Source organism: Bacillus salacetis, from assembly GCF_003581585.1.
GTDB lineage: Bacteria > Bacillota > Bacilli > Bacillales > Bacillaceae_B > Rossellomorea > Rossellomorea salacetis.
This window is the reverse complement of the sequence record NZ_QXIR01000030.1, coordinates 25,228-44,369: the sequence shown is the minus strand read 5'-3', so window position 1 is coordinate 44,369 and position 19,142 is coordinate 25,228. Positions and strand designations below refer to the sequence as shown.

Here is a 19,142-nt window from a genome sequence, read left to right as displayed (position 1 = left end):
CTAACAGTAGTGTTGAGAACCGGAAACCGATTCTGTCTCCGGCCATCCCCGTTACATTAAAAACTACGATAGTATATGGGGGGAGCTTATCAATTGTTAAGAGCTTTTGAACATTGTCAGTGCAGCGTTCAAGGTTTACCTATATGATTGCCGGGAACCTGCCTGAAAAAGGGCAAACATCACTTCTGGCAATTAGGGCAAAAGTGGGTTCCCCGGCCGGCCGTTACGTTCTTTTCAATCGGTTTGCCGCAGGTTCTGCATCCTTCGCCCTTTCGGCCATAGACAAACAGCTGCTGTTGGAACATGCCTATTTGTCCCTGGGAGTTCACATAAGACCTGATCGTACTCCCGCCTTGTTCGACCGCTTCACTCAAAGTATCCACGATTTCCTTATGAAGCTTTATCAATTCTGCTTTTTTTATCGACTTGGCCTTTCTGGCAGGATGAATACCGCTTCGAAAAAGGGCCTCATCCACGTATATATTTCCAAGTCCGACCAGGACAGTCTGATCCAGCAGCACTGCTTTGACAGCCCTTTCGGTTTTGGCAAGTTTCCCTGATAGGTAGCCGACGGTGAATCCCGGGGAAAACGGTTCCGGGCCCAGCTGTGATAAAGGCAGGCTCAATCCTTCTTCTCCCTTGGGAAACAAATGCATGGTACCGAATTTCCTGACATCCTTATACCTTAATTCCGATCCGTCTTCAAAGTGGAAGATGACATGGGTATGTTTATCGACAGGTTCCTCACCTGGAAACACCCCATAACGGCCTTCCATCCTGAGATGCGAAACAAGGGAGAAGTGATCCGTTTGCAGGACGAGGAATTTCCCTCTGCGGTCGACCCCCTGAATGGTTTCACCTTGCAGCGACACTTTAAACTCTTCCACTTCATCGGGAAGCTTGACCATCTTCGGCCAAAAAACAGATACACTCTTAATTCTCTTTCCAGTCACCAATTCCGCCAGGGTTCTTCTGACGGTTTCCACTTCCGGCAGCTCCGGCACTCAGATCACCCCAGTTTCATTATTTTGCATCATACCAAGTAGGTCCGTATGAATAATCCACTTTCAATGGAACATTCAGTTCTACTGCATTTTCCATTACATCAGGTACAATTTCTTTTAATCGCTCAATTTCTTCCTCCGGCGCTTCAAAAATTAATTCATCGTGCACTTGCAGAAGCAGGCGGGATTGAAGATTTTCCTTTTCAAGCCTTTCAGCCATATCGATCATGGCTTTCTTGATGATGTCAGCGGCACTTCCCTGGATCGGGGTATTCATCGCTGTCCTCTCAGCAAAGCTGCGGAGATTAAAATTCCGGCTCGTGATTTCCGGTATATATCTGCGTCTTTGCAGCAGGGTTTTGACGAACCCTTTCTGTTTCGCTTCGCTGATGATGTCATCCATATATTCTTTGACTCCTGGATAACTGTCCAGATACCTTTGAATGAATTCCCCGGCTTCTTTCCTGGTAATGCCCAAACTTTGGGAAAGGCCAAAGTCGCTGATTCCATAGACAATACCGAAATTGACAGCCTTGGCATGCCTTCTCATATTGGAAGTGACACTGTCTGCATCGACATGGAAAACATCCATTGCTGTTTTCGTATGGATGTCCATACCTTCATTGAAAGCATGGATCAGCTTTTCATCACCTGCAATGTGAGCCAGGACACGCAGTTCAATCTGCGAATAGTCGGCAGCGAACATCAGCCAATTTTTTTCAGACGGCACAAAGGCCTGTCTGATTTTCCGGCCTTCTTCCAGACGGATAGGAATATTCTGCAGATTCGGATCGGTTGAGCTGAGCCTGCCTGTTTGGGTCAATGCCTGATTAAATCGTGTATGGACTTTATGGCCGTCATCATGGACCACTTTTAACAGGCCTTCAATATAGGTGGACTGCAATTTACCGAGCTGTCTGTAATTCAGGATGTGCTCCACGATTTCATGCTTGGACTGCAGCTTTTCAAGAACATCTGCAGAGGTGGAATATCCCGTTTTCGTCTTTTTGATGACTGGCAGTTCCAGCTTTTCAAAAAGAACCACACCCAATTGTTTCGGCGAATTAATGTTGAAAACCTCACCGGCCAGTTCATGGATTTTCTTTTCCATCTCATCAAGTCGGTTTGCGAGCTCTTCCTTCATTTCTTTCAAACGATCCACGTCCACTGCGACACCCGTATACTCCATATCAGCGAGAATGATGGCCAGCGGCAGCTCCAGATCAGTAAACAGCTGATACTGATCATTTTCCTTTAGTGATTCTTCACATATGCTCTTCAGTTCATAAACTACATTCGCTTTTCTAGCGAGATGCTCTGCCAGTTTCTCTTCAGCCGGCACCTTCCGTTTGGCACCTTTTCCATATACCGCCTCATCTGATTCAATGGCAGAAGCACCGTGTCTTTTTGCAACAGAGGCAAAGTCGTCAGCGGATTCAGCCGGATTGAGTATGTAGGAAGCAATCAGCAAGTCGAAATCGACGCCGTTCAGTTTAATATCCTGGCGTCGCAAAGAGACGATGGACATTTTGGCATCGTATACGGATTTCTTGATGGATTCATCCGCCGCCCACTCTTTGAAAGCTTTGGAAGAAAGGGCCGTTTCCAGCGTAAAGAAGTAATTACCGGACTGATTTCTCATGCTGATTCCAACAATCTCACCGTTGAAATAATTATCTTCCATCACTTCAATATACAGAGAGGAGTCCTCTTTAAGATGCCCATCATTGATTTCAGTCAATATTTCAAAAGAAACATCCTGCAGATCCTGCTCTTCTTCCACTGTTTCTCCCATCTTCTCCAAAAGGGAGTTGAAGCCAAGCTCTTTGAAAAACTCTTTGAGCTTCTTATCGTCGCTTCCTTCATAGTTGAGTTCTTCTACAGTCACCTTTACAGGAGCCTCACGCAGAATCGTGGCAAGTTCTTTACTCATGACTGCCTGATCTTTGTTTTCCTCAAGCTTTTCCTTCAGTTTCTTTCCGCTTACTTCGTCAATGGAGTCCAGGAGCTTTTCAATGGTTCCAAACTGTTTCAGCAGCTTGATGGCCGTTTTCTCTCCTACCCCCGGCACTCCAGGGATATTATCTGAGCTGTCACCCATCAAACCTTTCATATCGATGATCCGGTCAGGGGTGATTTCCCACTTCTCCATGATGTGTTCAGGTGTATACATCTCAATATCCGTGATTCCTTTTCGTGTGATCCCAACCGTCGTTGTTTCAGAGCTGAGCTGTGTCAAATCCTTATCTCCGGAAATGATCTTCACCTCGTACCCGTCCTTCTCAGCCTGCAGGGAAAGGGTTCCGATAATATCATCTGCTTCATAATTCTCAAGTTCGTACCTTGGGATCTGATAGGCGTCAAGCAATTCTCTGATATAAGGAAACTGCTCAGAGAGTTCAGGCGGCGTCTTCTGCCTTCCCCCTTTGTATTCTCCGTATGTCTTATGCCTGAAGGTTGTCTTTCCTGCATCGAACGCGACAAGTATATGCGTCGGCTTTTCATCTGTCATGATCTTCTGCAGCATGGTGGTAAAACCATAGACCGCATTTGTATGTACCCCTTTATCATTGTTCAATAAGGGCAGGGCAAAAAAGGCACGGTACGCGATACTGTTACCGTCGATAAGAACTAATTTTTTCTTCATAATGAACCTCCCTGGTCATGGTTTTTGTCCGTTGAAAATACGACAAAAGAACCGCTATCTTTCCTTCATTCTATCATGTTCAGAATAGAAAGGAAAAATAACGGCCCTGTTCATGGCAGGCTTGCCAGCTTACGTATTTAGTTTGAATCTACTCTGTATAGCCTTGCAGCAGCTTGGCGTACGGAGAGTCGGATGGAAGGACCAGGACTGTTTCCCCATCAACGGTTTTTTTATACGATTCAAGCGTCCTGAATAACTGATAGAACTCAGGATCCTTGGAGAAGGATTCATTATATACCTTGGCAGCCGCTGACTCACCTTCTGCCCTGATGACATTGGCATCCGCCTTTGCTTTGGCGAGCAGTTCAGTGACTTCCCGGTCGGTATCTGCCATGATTCTCTGTTTCTGGGCATCTCCTTTGGAAAGATACTCCTGAGCGGTTTTTTCCCTTTCAGAAATCATCCGGGTATAGACGGAGTTCTCGTTTGCTTCAGGTAAGTCGGTCCGTTTCATTCTGATATCTGTTACTGCGATACCATAATTCCCTTTATCCAGAAGTTCATTCACTCTCTCGGTCACCCTGTCATTGAGGCTTCCCCTGGCAGATTTTTCATCATTGATGACTTCTGCATAGTTAAGCTTACCAAGCTCGGCACGTACAACCGAATAGATGAACTCTTCCATTCTTGTTTCTGCATTGATGACATTCCTTGCATTGGAAATCATCTTGATTGGATCTTCTATTCTCCAGACGGCATAATTATCGATCAGCATTCTTTTTTTGTCTTTTGTATTGATCTCTGCTTCGGAAACATCGTAGGTCATTTGATATTTTGGGAGGGTGGATACGGTCTGGATGAAAGGAATCTTATAATTAAGCCCTGGTTCCTCTTCAATCCGGACTACTTCACCAAACTGGCGTACAACCCGGTATTCCCCTTCCTTAACGATGAAAACATTCAGCAGTACCAGCAGCAATACAGCTATCACGGATATGAGGAAAATGCCAACCTTCGTGTACTTCCTCCATTCGATATCCGGCTTCTTCTTCTCATTTAAATTGGTAATATTGGAATCACTCATTTTCAGCATTCCCTTCTTGACCTTGGACAGGCTTCTCTTTTTCTAACGGGCGAATCGGAAAATATTTCATTGTGTTTCCTTCATCATTCATGATATAAACCTCTGCATCGGGTAAAACCTGTTCAAGAGTTTCCAAGATCAATCGCTGCTTTGTAATCTCCGGATTCCCTTTATATTCAGCATATAATTTATCAAAGACCGCTACATCCCCCCGAGCCTGCTCGATACGGGCAGCTTTATCCCCTGTCGCTCTGGAAAGGATTGCATCCTTTTCACCTTGTGACTCATTCAGCCTTTGATTCTGATATTTTTCAGCTTCATTGATTTTGGTATTCATGGTTTCACGAGCATCCGTTACATCAGTGAAGGCTTTCCGCACATCTTCGTTAGGAAGCTCAACGTCTTGAAGTTTGACTCCGGTCACTGAAACGCCGATATCATATTTTTCCACCAATGTTACGAGAAGATCCCTGACATTCGCTTCGATTTCTGCTTTCCCTGAAGTCAGCGCTTCATCAATTTCAGTGCTCCCTATGATGCTTCTCAATGATGAAGAAGTTGCATCGTAGAGAATTTCTTTAGGATCTTCTGCATTGAATAAATATTTTTCCGGATTCGTAATTTTCCACTGAACAACTAAGTCAGCCAGTACAATATACTCGTCACCAGTGATCATCTTCGTTTCTTTAGGAAACTCAGTGATTTCACCGTCTTTTTCTTCATAGCCAAATTGGAGGCTGTATGTTTCCTTTGATAATTTTTCTACTGTCTGAATCGGCCAAGGCATCTTGAACTTCAAGCCGGATTCTGTAATTGTCTGACCGGCCTCCCCAAATGTCAGGACGACAGCCTGGTCGGATTCATCGACAGTAAACCAGGATGTGAACAGAACCAAAATCAGTATAACAGCTCCTGCCACCAGTCCCGTAACCTTATAAATTTGCTTCAGGCTCATTTCCATTCCCCTTTCAATCTCGATACCTTCTATACGGGCTGGATAACAAAAAGGTTTCAATTATATTACAATAATGAAAACCAACAGCCTGTTTTGATAGGTTTTTCTTCCATAAGGTAAATGGCTCATTAGGACCAATAGAGACAAGGGAATGACTGATTGAAAGGAATGCATAGCAGAAGTGGACTGGGGTGTGCCGATTCTCATGAGATAAAGAAATGCCGCCTGCCCCTTGAAAAGATGCTGACTGATCACAGGGAGGAGCCGGAAAGCACGCATGGTGAGGCGGGAATGCAGCTGATCAGAATGATGCAGCACCCCCCTGTGGAGAATTACGTCTATTCCGCACTTCCTGGCTCCTGCCTCCTCATTGAAAACCAAATAGTACCTAATACTGAACAATTGCTAATCAAAACTGCACCACAGGAAAAAAAGCTGGTGCTAAGATAAGGGAAAAAGGCAAGTGAGGATAACACAATAATAGAAAAAGGTGAGAACGGGGTCAGTTCTCACCTTTTCATGGCTCCTTGGATGAAGGGGTTTTCACTTAGTATAGTAACACCCTTTTATTAAGCTTCATTGAAAAAAATGTAAAGCTTGTGTAAAGTTGCTTTTTTTCTCAATAATCTTTCTCCCAGCTGTCCACAGGAATCTTTTTCGGCAGGGTTACAGTGAAGGCAGTGCCTTCTTTGACTTTACTTTCCACCTCAATAGTTCCTCCGTGAGCCTCTATTAAATGTTTAACTATGGCCAGCCCGAGTCCGGTCCCGCCGGAGTCGCGGCTTCTTGCCTTATCAACCCTGTAGAACCTTTCAAAGATCCGCGGGATTTCCTTTTCTTCAATCCCGATGCCGTTGTCCCGGACTTCAATGACCACACTTGAAGCAGTACGGCTTATATAAACGGAGACTTCTCCGCCTTTTGGAGTATAGGTAAGGGCATTTCCAATCAAATTGATGAAGACTTGTTTGATCCGGTAACTATCCACCTCTGCCATCGCAGCCTCACCTCTATGAAGCGTAAGCTGAACATCCTTTTTATCCGGCTTATTCTCTAGGATCGCCTTCACTTCTTCCAGTATATCCCCTATATCGGCCTCTGCTGCATTAAGTTCAAACCCCTGCTTTTCCATTTTCGAAAGATCAAGCAAATCAGTAATCAATGATTGAAGCCTGTCGCTTTCACGCAAAATTATATTCAGGAACATCTCCAGTGTTTCTTTATCCTCCATCGCCCCGTCCAATAGCGTTTCACTGAACCCTTTAATGGAGGTAATGGGAGTTCTGAGCTCATGGGATACATTAGCGACGAAATCCTTCCTCATCTGCTCCAGCTTCTTCAATTCGGTGATATCATGAAAGACCAGCACAATTCCTTTCCACTCTTCCTTCATGCCGATTATAGGGGCACCGTAGACCTCAAAATGCCTTCGTTCAATCTTTAGAGGAAGAAGCAGCTGTTTTCGGATCTTTTGCTCTGTCATAAATATTTCTTCAACTAATTTATTCACTTCAGGAAATGTGATGAGGTCGTAGTAGCGTTTATTGTTAGTGCGGTCAGAATCTATGGCAAAGAACTCGTTGAACGCCTTGTTGGTCAACACAGCATATCCTCGGTGATCAATCAGTAGCAGGCCGCTTCCCATGTTTTCAATGAGTGTGGTCAAACGGTTCTGCTGGATTTCTTGTGCTGAAGTCATATCCTGTAAGTTCCTGGCCAATATATTGATGGATGTACTCAACATGCTGGTTTCATCCATCCGGTCCTCGTATGTTCTTGCCCGGTAGTTCCCTTTTGCAAGCTCCATCGCCACCTGTGTTGCAGAATCAATCGGTTTCGTATAACGCGAGGTGATCCTGGTACCCAGCATTATGATGACAACCAGTGCAAGGCCGAGGGATATGGATAAAACTGTCCAAATCTGCTTGTAACCCGCAATCAGTATATCTACACGGGAACTCAATATTAACAACGAAGAATCCTCATCGCCTTCGAGAGGCTGCCAGTAGTAGACAACATCACTTCCGTTTTTCATCAAGGTGTTTTCTTCCCGGCTGCTGCTCCAATCTTTCGTGATTCCTGAAATGGCACTGCTTTGCTTTTCCTCATCAATATCAGAAAAAGGTCCGCTGTCCTTAATGATTCGGCCATCTGCACCGGTAATTGTGACCCGGATATCCAGCAGCCTGCTGATCTCTTCTATCTGTTCATTTGAAACGGCTTCAGGCTGCCGGCCGGTTATGACCTCATTTACAACCAGCTTTGCTTCTTTCTCAATCCTGTTATTGAAAGATTGAAGATAGTAGCTCTTGAACATCTGGCCCAGAAGGACACCAAGACAGACAAGCACCACAATAATCAACATGATAAGGGCAAACAAAAGCCTCGATCTGAACCTGATCATGAACCTTTCTGCTCTTCCAGCTTATAGCCAAGGCCCCTTATCGTTTTGATATAAGCCGGCTTCTTTGTATTTGTTTCGATTTTCTCCCTTAAGTGGCTTATATGTACATCGACGATCCTAGTATCGCCTGCAAAGTCATAATTCCAAACTGCACTAAGCAGCTGGTCACGGGTCAGTACCCTGCCGCGGTTTTCAGTAAGGTACAACAGCAGTTCAAATTCCTTCGGAGTCAGCTCCAACAAATCTTCTTCAAAGTAAGCCTCATATTGCTCAGGATAGACCTTCAGTTCTCCTACTTGAAGATAATCCTTTTGTTCTGACCGCAGGTGTTCGGCTGCATCGATGACTGCCTGGCTTCTGCGCAGGATCGCCTTTACCCTTGCCATTACTTCCCGCGGGCTGAACGGTTTAGTCATATAATCATCTGCGCCAAGTTCAAGTCCTAATACTTTATCGAATTCATCATCTTTGGCGGTAAGCATTAAGATCGGTATCATCACTTTTTGCTGTCTAATTTGTTTACATACTTCAATTCCGTCAATTTTTGGAAGCATTAAATCAAGGATCATTAAATCAGGAAGCTCTTCCAAGGCCAAATCCCTGCCTTCTTCACCGTCATAGGCTGTGATTACCGTATAGCCTGCCTGCTCAAGATTGTACTTAAGCAGCGTGACAATGGACTGCTCATCATCAACTACAAGAATCTTTTTACTCATAAAAGTGTTCCTCCGTATACCTGTATTAAAAACCCCGTCATCCAAAAATATTTAATTGTGATTTTATTATAATATAAACAATCCCTACATTCCCATACCAATCGCTCAATTCCCCTGAAGTTCCTTCGATCGAGCCTTGTAATTGACAAAAAAAAGACCAACCGGCATCCGGTCAGTCTGATTCTGCTATTTAAAAATTTTCAAGTGCATTGCCGTTCATTTTCTCAAGCTTATGTGGCGGACAAACTTCAATCGAGCCACTAATGACTGTCTCTTCCTGCTCATTCGTTCCAATTACATCAACTGTAACCAGGTGACTTCCGCTGTCTATATTCTTCACTTCAAAGAGAAATTGGATGGTATCATAATGGTAAACAGGCTTTGGAAACTCAAGTACCTGTTTCATGATATGTGAACCCGGGCCCGGCAAATATTTAGAGATTGCTGAACTGATGATCCCGGTCAGCATAACCGCAGGTACCAAAGGTTTCTTGAATGGAGTCTGTGATGCATAGTCATGCTGTATGTATAAAGGATTCGCATCATTGGTCAATCCAAGATACAGCAGCAGATCTTTGTCTTCGATCTTTTCTGTCAATGTCAGCTTTTCACCAACTGATATATCTTCAATCTTTCTGCCCGGCTTTCGTTTTTTACCTAATAACATGCTGGCGCACCTCCGTTGTAACCGTTTACAATTAAGAATAGAAAAAATACTCTTTATTGTCTGTCTATTTATATAATACCATTTATAGTATGACCTTACAAAGAAGAAATTTTCAAAGATACTCAAATTAGTTCAATATAATGGATGAATCATCATGTATTGTTACTATATGGATTCCCGGTTCATTTCCAAATCACGTGTCCTGCTTCGGAGACGGGCATCGGAATCGAAAGTGGAAGTCCTTCATAAGAAAAGAGCATACTGCTATTTTTCATCTGAACGATTCTATTTTCTCTACATTGGCCCCTTCCTTTTTACTAATCCCAAGAAAAGAAACCGAATCCAAGCAATCGGATTCGGTTTCTTTCTTCTAGTATTATTCTTATTTTAAAACGTCCATTACATTTTTGACAGAGTCTGCCGACTTGGATAGTGCTGCTTTTTCCTCTTCTTCCAATTCAAGCTCGATAATCTGCTCAAGGCCATTGCCGCCAAGAATCGTCGGTACACCAAGGTAGATTCCTTCGAAACCGTACTCTCCTTCCAGATATGCAATAGCAGGGATAACACGGCGCTGGTCTTTCAAAATCGCTTCCACCATTTGAACAAGGGAGGCAGCAGGAGCATAGTAGGCGCTTCCGTTGCCTAAGAGGCCGACGATTTCCCCGCCGCCTTTCCGTGTGCGTTCCACAATGGCATCCAGCCGGTCCTTTGATATCAATTTTTCAAGCGGGATCCCGCCTGCATAGGAATATCGAACAAGCGGAACCATGTCATCCCCATGGCCTCCCAAAACAAAGCCTGTTATGTCCTTAACTGAAAGATTCAATTCCTGTGCAACAAATGTGCGGAAACGAGCAGTGTCCAATACCCCGGATTGGCCGATCACCCGATTTTTTGGGAATCCTGATTCTTTGAATACAGTGTAAGTCATCGCATCAACCGGGTTAGTCAGAACAATGATGATACTTTCAGGAGAATACTTGACAATTTCCTGGGTTACGGATTTCATGATTTTTTGATTCGTCTGAACCAGGTCATCACGGCTCATGCCTGGCTTGCGGGCAATACCAGCCGTAATGACTATGATATCTGAATCCTTTGTATCTTCATAGTTCGAAGTGCCGGTAATCTTCGCATCGAATCCTTGGACCGGTCCGGCTTCTTCCATGTCCAGAGCTTTGCCTTTTGTAGGATCTTCCATTTGTGGAATATCCACCAGCACGACATCTCCCAATTCCTTCTGTGCGAGCATCAAAGCTGTAGTAGCCCCTGTGAATCCTCCGCCGATAACTGAAACTTTCTTACGTCTGATAGCCAAAAGAACCGCCCCCATTTATTAGTTTTGAACAGAATCGGCTTGCATAAATGCAAGCCGATTCATATCATTCCAAGAATGGAATGGTTATTACATATTTTCGATCAATGCTGTACCGAATTCAGAACATTTAACTTCTGTAGCACCATCCATAAGACGGGCAAAGTCATATGTCACAACTTTGGAAGCAATCGTTTTTTCCATTGATTTTGTAATCATAGTTGCAGCTTCAGTCCAGCCAAGGTGTTCAAGCATAAGTACACCGGAAAGGATGACTGAAGATGGGTTTACTTTATCTTGTCCAGCATATTTAGGTGCTGTACCATGAGTTGCTTCGAAGATCGCATGTCCTGTATCGTAGTTAATATTTGCTCCAGGAGCGATTCCGATACCACCTACTTGTGCAGCAAGTGCATCTGAGATGTAGTCGCCATTCAAGTTCATTGTAGCTACAACATCAAATTCTGCAGGACGAGTCAGGATCTGCTGAAGGAAAATATCAGCAATGGCATCTTTCACGATGATTTTGCCTGCTGCTTCTGCTTCGGATTGTGCCTGGTTAGCTGCATCTGTGCCTTTTTCATCCTTGATGCGGTCATATTCAGCCCATGTGAATACTTTCTCGCCGAATTCTTTCTCAGCAAGCTCATAACCCCAGTTCTTGAAAGCACCTTCAGTAAACTTCATGATGTTTCCTTTATGTACAAGGGTTACGGATTTGCGGCCTTCTGAGATTGCATAGTTGATCGCAGCACGGACAAGGCGCTGTGTTCCTTCTTCAGATACTGGCTTGATGCCGATACCGGAAGTTTCAGGGAAACGGATTTTGTTTACGCCCATTTCATTTTGAAGGAAGGAAATCAGCTTCTTCACTTCATCAGAACCTTTGGCATATTCAATGCCCGCATAGATATCCTCTGTATTCTCACGGAAGATGACCATGTCAGTGTCTTCAGGACGCTTTACAGGGGAAGGCACACCTTCAAAATAACGGACAGGACGCAGGCAGGTGAACAAGTCCAATTCCTGGCGAAGAGCAACGTTCAATGAACGGATTCCGCCTCCGATTGGTGTAGTAAGAGGTCCTTTGATTGCGATGAAATATTCGCGTACCGCGTCAAGTGTTTCGCTTGGCAGCCATTCGCCAGTTTGATTATAAGCTTTTTCACCAGCCAATACTTCTTTCCAGACAAGCTTGCGCTCACCATTGTATGCTTTTTCAACTGCCGCATCTAATACGCGTGAAGCAGAAGCCCAGATATCAGGACCAGTTCCGTCACCTTCAATGAAAGGGACGATTGGATTGTTTGGCACATTCAAGCTGCCGTTTTCAACAGTGATTTTTTGACCTTCAGACATACTATTACCTCCAAGTTCATGATTAAAGGGACTGATAAAGGGTATGAATACCCTTGCAATCAGACCCATTATTATAGTTGACAGAAAAGGCAGGGCTTTCTGACAGCAAAGCCTTTTCCATTGTCATTACACCAGATATTCAGCTATTTGTAAAATATTAACCGCGTTTTTCTACAGGGATATATTCCTGTTTTCCCGGACCTGTATAATCTGCACGAGGACGGATCAAGCGGTTGTTGGAGTACTGCTCAAGGATATGGGCAAGCCATCCTGATACCCTGCTGACTGCAAAGATCGGTGTAAATAGATCATGGTCGATGCCAAGGCTGTGATAAACAGAAGCAGAATAGAAGTCAACATTCGGCGGAAGGCCTTTTTCAGATGTCACGATTTCTTCAATCTTCGTTGACATTTCATAATATTTGCTTTCGCCCCTCAGTTCAGTCAGCTTCTTGGACATCTCTTTCAAATGTTTCGCCCTTGGGTCACCCTGCTGGTAAACACGGTGGCCGAAGCCCATGATTTTTTCTTTGTCAGCAAGCTTCTGGCGGATCACAGAATCAACATTATCCACTGAACCGATCTCAGTAAGCATCTTCATCACCTGTTCGTTGGCACCTCCGTGAAGAGGGCCTTTCAAAGCGCCGATTGCAGCAGTCACTCCGGAATATACATCAGATAGAGTGGCCACACAGACACGCGCTGTAAAAGTGGATGCATTCAATTCATGGTCCGCATGAAGGACAAGAGCTTTATTGAACGCTTCAACTTCGATATCAGCAGGTTCATTGCCTGTAAGCATGTACAGGAAGTTAGCAGCGAAACCAAGGTCGGTTCTTGGAGCGATCGGTTCTTTCCCACTGCGTATGCGCGCGAAAGATGTAACGATGGTAGGGATCTTCGCTTGCAATCGAACAGCTTTGCGGAAGTTCGCTCCTTCTTCCATTACATCCGCTTCCTCATCATATAACCCCAGCAATGATACTGCAGACCTCAGGGCAGCCATTGGGTGAACTTCTTTAATTGGATACATATTGAAGTGCTCGATTACTTCTTTAGGCAGTGCTGCATTCTCTGCCAAGTCCTTTTTCAGCTCTTCAAGTTCTGAAGCTGTAGGCAATTTAAGGTTCCATAATAGATAGATGATCTCTTCAAAGCTGGCATTGTTTGTTAAATCATCGATGTTATAGCCTACATATGTAAGGGTGTCATCAATGATGGAACTGATTGATGAAGTAGTAGCTACAACACCTTCTAATCCACGGGTTGTTGTCATTTAAAAACCTCTCCTTTATCTAAATTTCGCCAGTTGTCCACTAAAGATGAACTATTTCCTAAGAGATACAAGTCTCTTGAAAAAAGGCTTGTTTAAAAAATAACTATAAATGTAATTAAACAAACGCTATCGAGCGCTCGCTCAACATAGTACCGCACACCCGCCAAGGGATTTCAGGATAAACTTGAAATTCGAATTATGGGATGCGCTTTCATTTTCTATTATAAACAATTATCTGACTTTTGTGAATGAAAACGAATTAATTTCTCTATTAATTATTTTATTAGAAAAATAAACTCCCCTTCTTCTTTCCTTATCGTAACATAATATTTCCATTAATTCGAATCCTGGCTGTTTTGGCGAGTTCATGCCAGTAACCTATTGTGATATAAGGGTTTACACAGAACCGAATGAGGGTACTATCTTTCAATTAAATATCAATTTGACTGTGGATGATAGTATAGAGAGAAACTATTTAATTTCCATAGTTTCTCAATACCTTTTTCCAAGTATACAACAAGGAATTGAAAGAATATGCAGGCATTACTCATGAATCTGGTCTTCCTATTCAGTACTAAACATATAAGTACATATAAGATATAACAGAATTCCTTTGTAAACGGGAAAGATAGAGCTGTAGCCCGCTTGAGAGAAAAAAGCTTCAATAGCTGAAGGATAACCATGCTCCAAGGGATTTCAAAAGAATTATTTATGCGAAAACAGCCTTTACTGATGAATCTTTCTTTCATGAAAGCGCCCAACTAAAATATAATAGAGATATATCGTTAATAATGGCAGGGGGGAAATGAATGAATCTAGAATTTCTTTACCGCTGCTTGCGATTTTTGTTTGTTGCAGCAGTAGTGATATTGACAGGGATTGCTATCTACTATATCTCAAAAGTGACATATCCATTCATCATTGCTTTAGTAATTGCCCTTCTAATTAACCCAATCGTGAACTTTCTGGAGGGAAAAGCCAAGATGCCTAGGGGATTGGCTGTGGCGATTGCACTCATACTGATCATAGCTGTGTTCATCGGCCTCATTACATTGCTGATAACAGAAATCGTATCCGGCGCCAACTACCTGGCAGATGTGGTCCCACGGCATGTCGATACCCTGGTGGAGTATTTTGAAAACTTCGTTGCAGGACAAGTCATCCCGTTTTATCATCAAATCAGCGGGCTGTTCAAAGACTTGGAAGCCGGCCAGCAAGGAGCAATCCTGGAGAACATCCAGGCAGCTGGCGAAAGGATTGCATCCTCTGCAGGAGATTTCCTGCAGAACTTCTTTCAGAAACTGCCCAATCTCGTATCGTGGATCCCAAATGCGGCCACAGTGCTGATTTTTTCTGCACTGGCAACTTTCTTCATCAGCAAAGATTGGTACCATCTCTCGGAGAAGTTCTCCAGATATGTTCCTGTTAAAGCTGCCGCAAGCGGCAGGAGGGTCTTTCACGATTTGAAGAAAGCTCTCCTGGGCTTCATCCGTGCACAGTTCACATTAGTTTCAATTACAGCCGTGATTGTGCTGATCGGACTTTTGATCCTAAGAGTTGATTACGCCATCACTATCGCACTGGTCAGTGGATTAGTGGATATCCTACCTTATCTGGGGACCGGCGCCGTCTTCATTCCGTGGATCATCTACGAGTTGATCATGGGAAACATCGGACTGGCTGTCGGCTTGGGAGTACTCTATCTCATCGTTGTGGTCCAAAGGCAGATCATGGAGCCTAAAGTTTTATCCTCCAGCATCGGACTGGATCCATTAGCAACTTTGATCGCCCTTTTTGTAGGATTCAAGCTCGTCGGTTTTCTAGGCCTTATCCTCGGGCCTGTTACCCTCGTGATTCTATCCACACTGCGAAATGCCGGAGTGTTCCATGATTTATGGATTTTCATTAAAGGAAAGCCCGACATAAAACAATGAACGGTTCACGACTTTTCAGAAAGGTTTTACTATTATGTGAGTTACATTAAACTTTTAACTGCTTTTCTGAGATTCTGTGGATTTTTATTAGTTTGGAACTATTATTGTCAATACTCTTGATTATCTTGAAATTACCTTGGTCTCCGGCAACCGGCTGGAGACCTTTGATTTTACTGCTGCCTCCAACTTGGACTCCGCTAGAGCTTATTTCTTATACGTTCCTCTCTTTTAAACTCTAAACACACTCCAGGCACCTTTTCCTTCTGCTGGCCTTCCTCTTTTCACTCCTATGGCCTTTCAACGCACAAAAAAGCTCCGTTCATAGAACGAAGCTTCTGAATACTATCGATAGATTATAACATTACCGTTGTTAATCCATCTCCTGAATAATCTATAGATGAATGGTTTGATCATTTTCCTTGTCTGCGGAAACAACAGCGTGAAGCCTAAAGCATCTGTGATGAAACCAGGTGTAAGAAGCAATACTCCCCCTACCAGGATTGACAGACCATCCACGATGACATCTCCGGGAAGCTGGCCGGTCCTGATTTGGTCCTGTACATTCCTTATGGCTTGAAGGCCTTGTTTCTTTGCCAGATAAGCACCCAGAATACCTGTGGCAATGATTAATAGTATTGTTGCGGGTACTCCAAATGCCTGCCCCGAAAGAATTAAAAGCCCGATTTCAAGTGCAGGCACTATGATTAAAAACAACATCATGTATCTCATATATTCCGATTCCCCCATTTCTTGGACAACCTATAACCATTATATCATATGAATTCAAATCAGGCTGATGCCCGCCTGCGACAACTTTTCAACAATTAAAGAAAAAAGTGATGCCTCAAAGGAGAGACATCACTTTATCAAACAGGATATATTCATTACAATACGCTTGCATGTCCGTCGTAGATGACGCCTCTGGAGGAATCAACCGTGATTTCCTGGCCATCCTTCAAAATGGACAGTGCATTTTCCACTCCGACGATGACTGGGATGCCGATATTGATCCCAACGACCGCAGCGTGGCTTGTAAGCCCGCCTTCTTCTGTAATCAATGCGGAACACTTCTCGAGGGCCGGAACCATTTCCTTGTCGCTTCCGACAGTTACAAGAACGGAACCAGGCTGTACTTTCTCAATGGCTTCTGCAGCATTTTTCGCGATCACTGCTTTTCCATATGCTGTCTTGCGGCCGATCCCCTGGCCTTTTGCAAGGATATCGCCGACAACATGGATCTTCATGAGATTCGTTGTACCGGACTCTCCGATTGGAACACCAGCCGTGATGATGATGCGGTCACCATGGGTAATGACACCTGAATTCACGCTTTCCTCAACGGCCATTTCCAGCATTTCATCTGTAGTGGAAACCTTCCTGCCCATTTGAGAATGCACTCCCCATACCAGAGCAAGCTTGCGGGATACAGAATCATTAGCTGTCACAGCAATGATAGGTGCTTTAGGACGGTACTTAGAGATCATGCGGGCTGTATGGCCGCTTTCTGTCGGAGCGACAATCGCATTGACGGATAAGTTAATAGCCGTATGGGCGACGGATTGTCCGATTGCATCCGTCATATTATGGCCTGTGTCTTTGCTTCGCGTTGACAGGATATCTTTGTAATCAAGTGCTGTTTCTGCACGGGAGGCAATATTATGCATCGTTTGAACGGCCTCTGTCGGATAAGCGCCAGCAGCAGTTTCACCTGAAAGCATGATTGCATCCGTCCCGTCAAATATGGCATTTGCGACATCACTCGCTTCAGCTCTCGTAGGACGGGGATTGCGCTGCATGGAATCAAGCATTTGAGTAGCAGTGATGACAGGTTTGCCCAAAGCATTACATTTTTTAATCAACGCTTTTTGTACAAGCGGAACTTCTTCAGCGGGGATTTCCACTCCAAGGTCGCCGCGGGCTACCATCAAACCATCGGAAACTTCCAGTACTTCGTCGATATTATCGACACCTTCCTGGTTTTCAATTTTAGGCACGATTTGAATGTTTGCAGCATTATTTTCCTCGAGCAGCTGACGGATTTCCAATACATCGGAAGCACGCCTTACGAAGGAAGCAGCGATAAAGTCAACACCCTGTTCGATTCCAAACAGGATGTCATTGGCATCCTTGTCAGTGATTCCAGGCAGGTTGACTGACACTCCGGGAACATTGACACCTTTTTTGTTTTTCAGTGTACCTGAGTTAAGTACTTTCGTCCTGATCTCTCCGGCTCCTTTATCTAGGGAGATGACCTCAAGACCGATCAGCCCGTCATCCAAAAGGATCTTGGAACCAACGTGTACATCATCAATCAAATTTTCATAAGTAATGGAGAACTTTTCAGTCGTTCCGAGAACTTCTTTCATCGATACAATGATTTCTGTACCTCTCTCAAGCTCGATTGCGCCATTTTCCATGTTGTTGGTACGGATTTCAGGACCCTTTGTATCTAAAAGGATACCGACAGTCTTCCCTGTATTTTCAGAAGCTGTCCTGATGTTCTTAATCCTTGCCCCATGCTCTTCATGGTCACCATGTGAGAAGTTCAAACGGGCCACATTCATTCCTGCTTCAATCAATTCTGTCAATTTTTCTACCGATTCACTTGCGGGTCCGATAGTACATACGATTTTAGTTTTTCTCATTTCTACATGCCTCCTGGATATTTCCTGTCATTTTAAGCTGCTTGCCGGCTCTATTAGATGGACAATTCTTTAGAAAGTTTGTACATATTCAAATCTAGCACATGTTCCTTAGCCAGTGCTTCAATGATATCATAATCAACCAATTGATTTTTCTCGATTCCCACTGCTCTTCCGCCTCTGCCTTCCGCAAGCAGATCAACTGCATGGGAACCCAGGCGGCTGGCAAGCACACGGTCAGATGCCGTTGGCGAGCCCCCTCGCTGGATATGACCCAGTACGGAAACACGGGTTTCCAGATTTGTTGCTTCTTTAAGTTTGGCAGCAAATTCATTACCGCTCATGACTCCTTCAGCGACGATGATGATACTGTGCTTCTTGCCACGTTCCTGTCCTTTTTTCAAACGGCTCGCGATATCTTCCATATCATGATTGTCCTCAGGGATAAGAATCGTCTCTGCTCCGCCTGCAAGTCCAGCCCAAAGTGCGAGATCACCGGCATTCCGGCCCATGACTTCTACAATGAACGTCCTTTCATGTGAAGTAGCTGTATCACGGATTTTATCGATGGCATCAATGACTGTATTCAAGGCTGTATCGAACCCGATCGTGTACTCCGTTCCGGGAATATCATTATCAATTGTGCCCGGCACTCCCACACAAGGGTAACCGAGTTCGGTCAGTGCTTTCGCTCCGCGGTAAGAACCGTCTCCCCCTATTACAACCAAACCTTCGATTCCGTGCTTCTTAAGCTGTTCTATGCCCTTTTGCTGTCCTTCTTTTGTCTTGAATTCCTCACAGCGTGCAGTATAGAGCATGGTGCCTCCGCGATGGATGATATCACCTACGGAACCGAGCTCCAGCTTTTTGATGTTTCCGTTGATCAAGCCATTATATCCTTGATATACTCCATATACTTCGATGCCTTGATAAATAGCCTGTCTGACCACTGCCCGTACCGCAGCGTTCATACCCGGAGAATCTCCGCCGCTTGTCAATACACCTATTCTTTTCATAAGTAACCACCTCTTATATGTCTTTATGTATAGTAAATTTGTTTTGAGCTTTTTGGAGAGCAATAAAGAAGAGTTTCGGGGATACAAAATCAACACTTATTATTATAGGCAAAATACCTA

15 protein-coding genes are annotated in these 19,142 nt (G+C 44.1%); 2 read left to right on the top strand and 13 right to left on the bottom strand.

Annotated elements, in window-relative coordinates:
• Positions 1-179 precede the first annotated feature (179 nt).
• From mutM to hflK, 4 genes are all read right to left on the bottom strand, one after another.
• Entirely contained in the window at positions 180-1,004 is an 825-nt protein-coding gene (gene mutM, locus D3H55_RS18245) for a DNA-formamidopyrimidine glycosylase (RefSeq protein ID WP_119548748.1), read from the bottom strand.
• A gap of 19 nt (positions 1,005-1,023) precedes the next feature.
• Positions 1,024-3,651 (bottom strand): DNA polymerase I, encoded by a 2,628-nt coding sequence (gene polA / locus D3H55_RS18240; RefSeq protein WP_119548747.1) that lies wholly within the window; start codon positions 3,649-3,651, stop codon positions 1,024-1,026.
• Positions 3,652-3,799: 148 nt separating this feature from the next.
• On the bottom strand, positions 3,800-4,735 hold the full coding sequence (gene hflC / locus D3H55_RS18235) for a protease modulator HflC (RefSeq protein ID WP_119548746.1): 936 nt from the start codon (positions 4,733-4,735) through the stop codon (positions 3,800-3,802).
• The gene (gene hflK, locus D3H55_RS18230) at positions 4,728-5,690 is read right to left on the bottom strand and encodes an FtsH protease activity modulator HflK (RefSeq protein WP_168413167.1); all 963 of its coding nucleotides are present in this window, start codon (positions 5,688-5,690) and stop codon (positions 4,728-4,730) included. Before hflK ends, hflC begins: the two co-directional genes overlap by 8 nt.
• A gap of 168 nt (positions 5,691-5,858) precedes the next feature.
• On the opposite strand from hflK, the gene D3H55_RS18225 reads away from it, so the two are divergent.
• The gene (locus D3H55_RS18225) at positions 5,859-6,140 is read left to right on the top strand and encodes a hypothetical protein (protein WP_168413166.1); all 282 of its coding nucleotides are present in this window, start codon (positions 5,859-5,861) and stop codon (positions 6,138-6,140) included.
• A gap of 169 nt (positions 6,141-6,309) precedes the next feature.
• On the opposite strand, the gene pnpS is transcribed toward D3H55_RS18225, so the two are convergent.
• The 6 genes from pnpS to citZ all read right to left on the bottom strand — a co-directional run bounded on the left by pnpS (position 6,310) and on the right by citZ (position 13,430).
• Positions 6,310-8,094, bottom strand: coding sequence for a two-component system histidine kinase PnpS (gene pnpS / locus D3H55_RS18220; protein ID WP_119548743.1), 1,785 nt, complete (start codon positions 8,092-8,094; stop codon positions 6,310-6,312).
• The gene (locus tag D3H55_RS18215; RefSeq protein WP_119548742.1) at positions 8,091-8,810 is read right to left on the bottom strand and encodes a response regulator transcription factor; all 720 of its coding nucleotides are present in this window, start codon (positions 8,808-8,810) and stop codon (positions 8,091-8,093) included. Before D3H55_RS18215 ends, pnpS begins: the two co-directional genes overlap by 4 nt.
• Positions 8,811-9,000: 190 nt before the next feature.
• The gene (locus D3H55_RS18210; protein WP_119548741.1) at positions 9,001-9,477 is read right to left on the bottom strand and encodes a MaoC/PaaZ C-terminal domain-containing protein; all 477 of its coding nucleotides are present in this window, start codon (positions 9,475-9,477) and stop codon (positions 9,001-9,003) included.
• 382 nt (positions 9,478-9,859) lie between these two features.
• On the bottom strand, positions 9,860-10,798 hold the full coding sequence (gene mdh / locus D3H55_RS18200; protein WP_119548739.1) for a malate dehydrogenase: 939 nt from the start codon (positions 10,796-10,798) through the stop codon (positions 9,860-9,862).
• Between the two features lie 87 nt (positions 10,799-10,885).
• Entirely contained in the window at positions 10,886-12,154 is a 1,269-nt protein-coding gene (gene icd / locus D3H55_RS18195) for an NADP-dependent isocitrate dehydrogenase (protein ID WP_119548738.1), read from the bottom strand.
• A gap of 157 nt (positions 12,155-12,311) precedes the next feature.
• Positions 12,312-13,430, bottom strand: coding sequence for a citrate synthase (gene citZ / locus D3H55_RS18190; protein WP_119548737.1), 1,119 nt, complete (start codon positions 13,428-13,430; stop codon positions 12,312-12,314).
• 809 nt (positions 13,431-14,239) lie between these two features.
• Between citZ and ytvI the strand changes: the two genes are divergently transcribed.
• The gene (gene ytvI / locus D3H55_RS18185) at positions 14,240-15,364 is read left to right on the top strand and encodes a sporulation integral membrane protein YtvI (RefSeq protein WP_119548736.1); all 1,125 of its coding nucleotides are present in this window, start codon (positions 14,240-14,242) and stop codon (positions 15,362-15,364) included.
• Positions 15,365-15,706: 342 nt separating this feature from the next.
• Here ytvI and D3H55_RS18180 read toward each other — a convergent pair whose 3' ends face one another.
• The 3 genes from D3H55_RS18180 to pfkA all read right to left on the bottom strand — a co-directional run bounded on the left by D3H55_RS18180 (position 15,707) and on the right by pfkA (position 19,022).
• Complete coding sequence (locus tag D3H55_RS18180; RefSeq protein ID WP_119548766.1) at positions 15,707-16,093, bottom strand: FxsA family protein; 387 nt, start codon at positions 16,091-16,093, stop codon at positions 15,707-15,709.
• Positions 16,094-16,248: 155 nt separating this feature from the next.
• Positions 16,249-18,009 (bottom strand): pyruvate kinase, encoded by a 1,761-nt coding sequence (gene pyk, locus D3H55_RS18175; protein ID WP_119548735.1) that lies wholly within the window; start codon positions 18,007-18,009, stop codon positions 16,249-16,251.
• Positions 18,010-18,062: 53 nt separating this feature from the next.
• Positions 18,063-19,022 (bottom strand): 6-phosphofructokinase, encoded by a 960-nt coding sequence (gene pfkA / locus D3H55_RS18170; RefSeq protein ID WP_119548734.1) that lies wholly within the window; start codon positions 19,020-19,022, stop codon positions 18,063-18,065.
• Between the last annotated feature and the right edge of the window lie 120 nt (positions 19,023-19,142).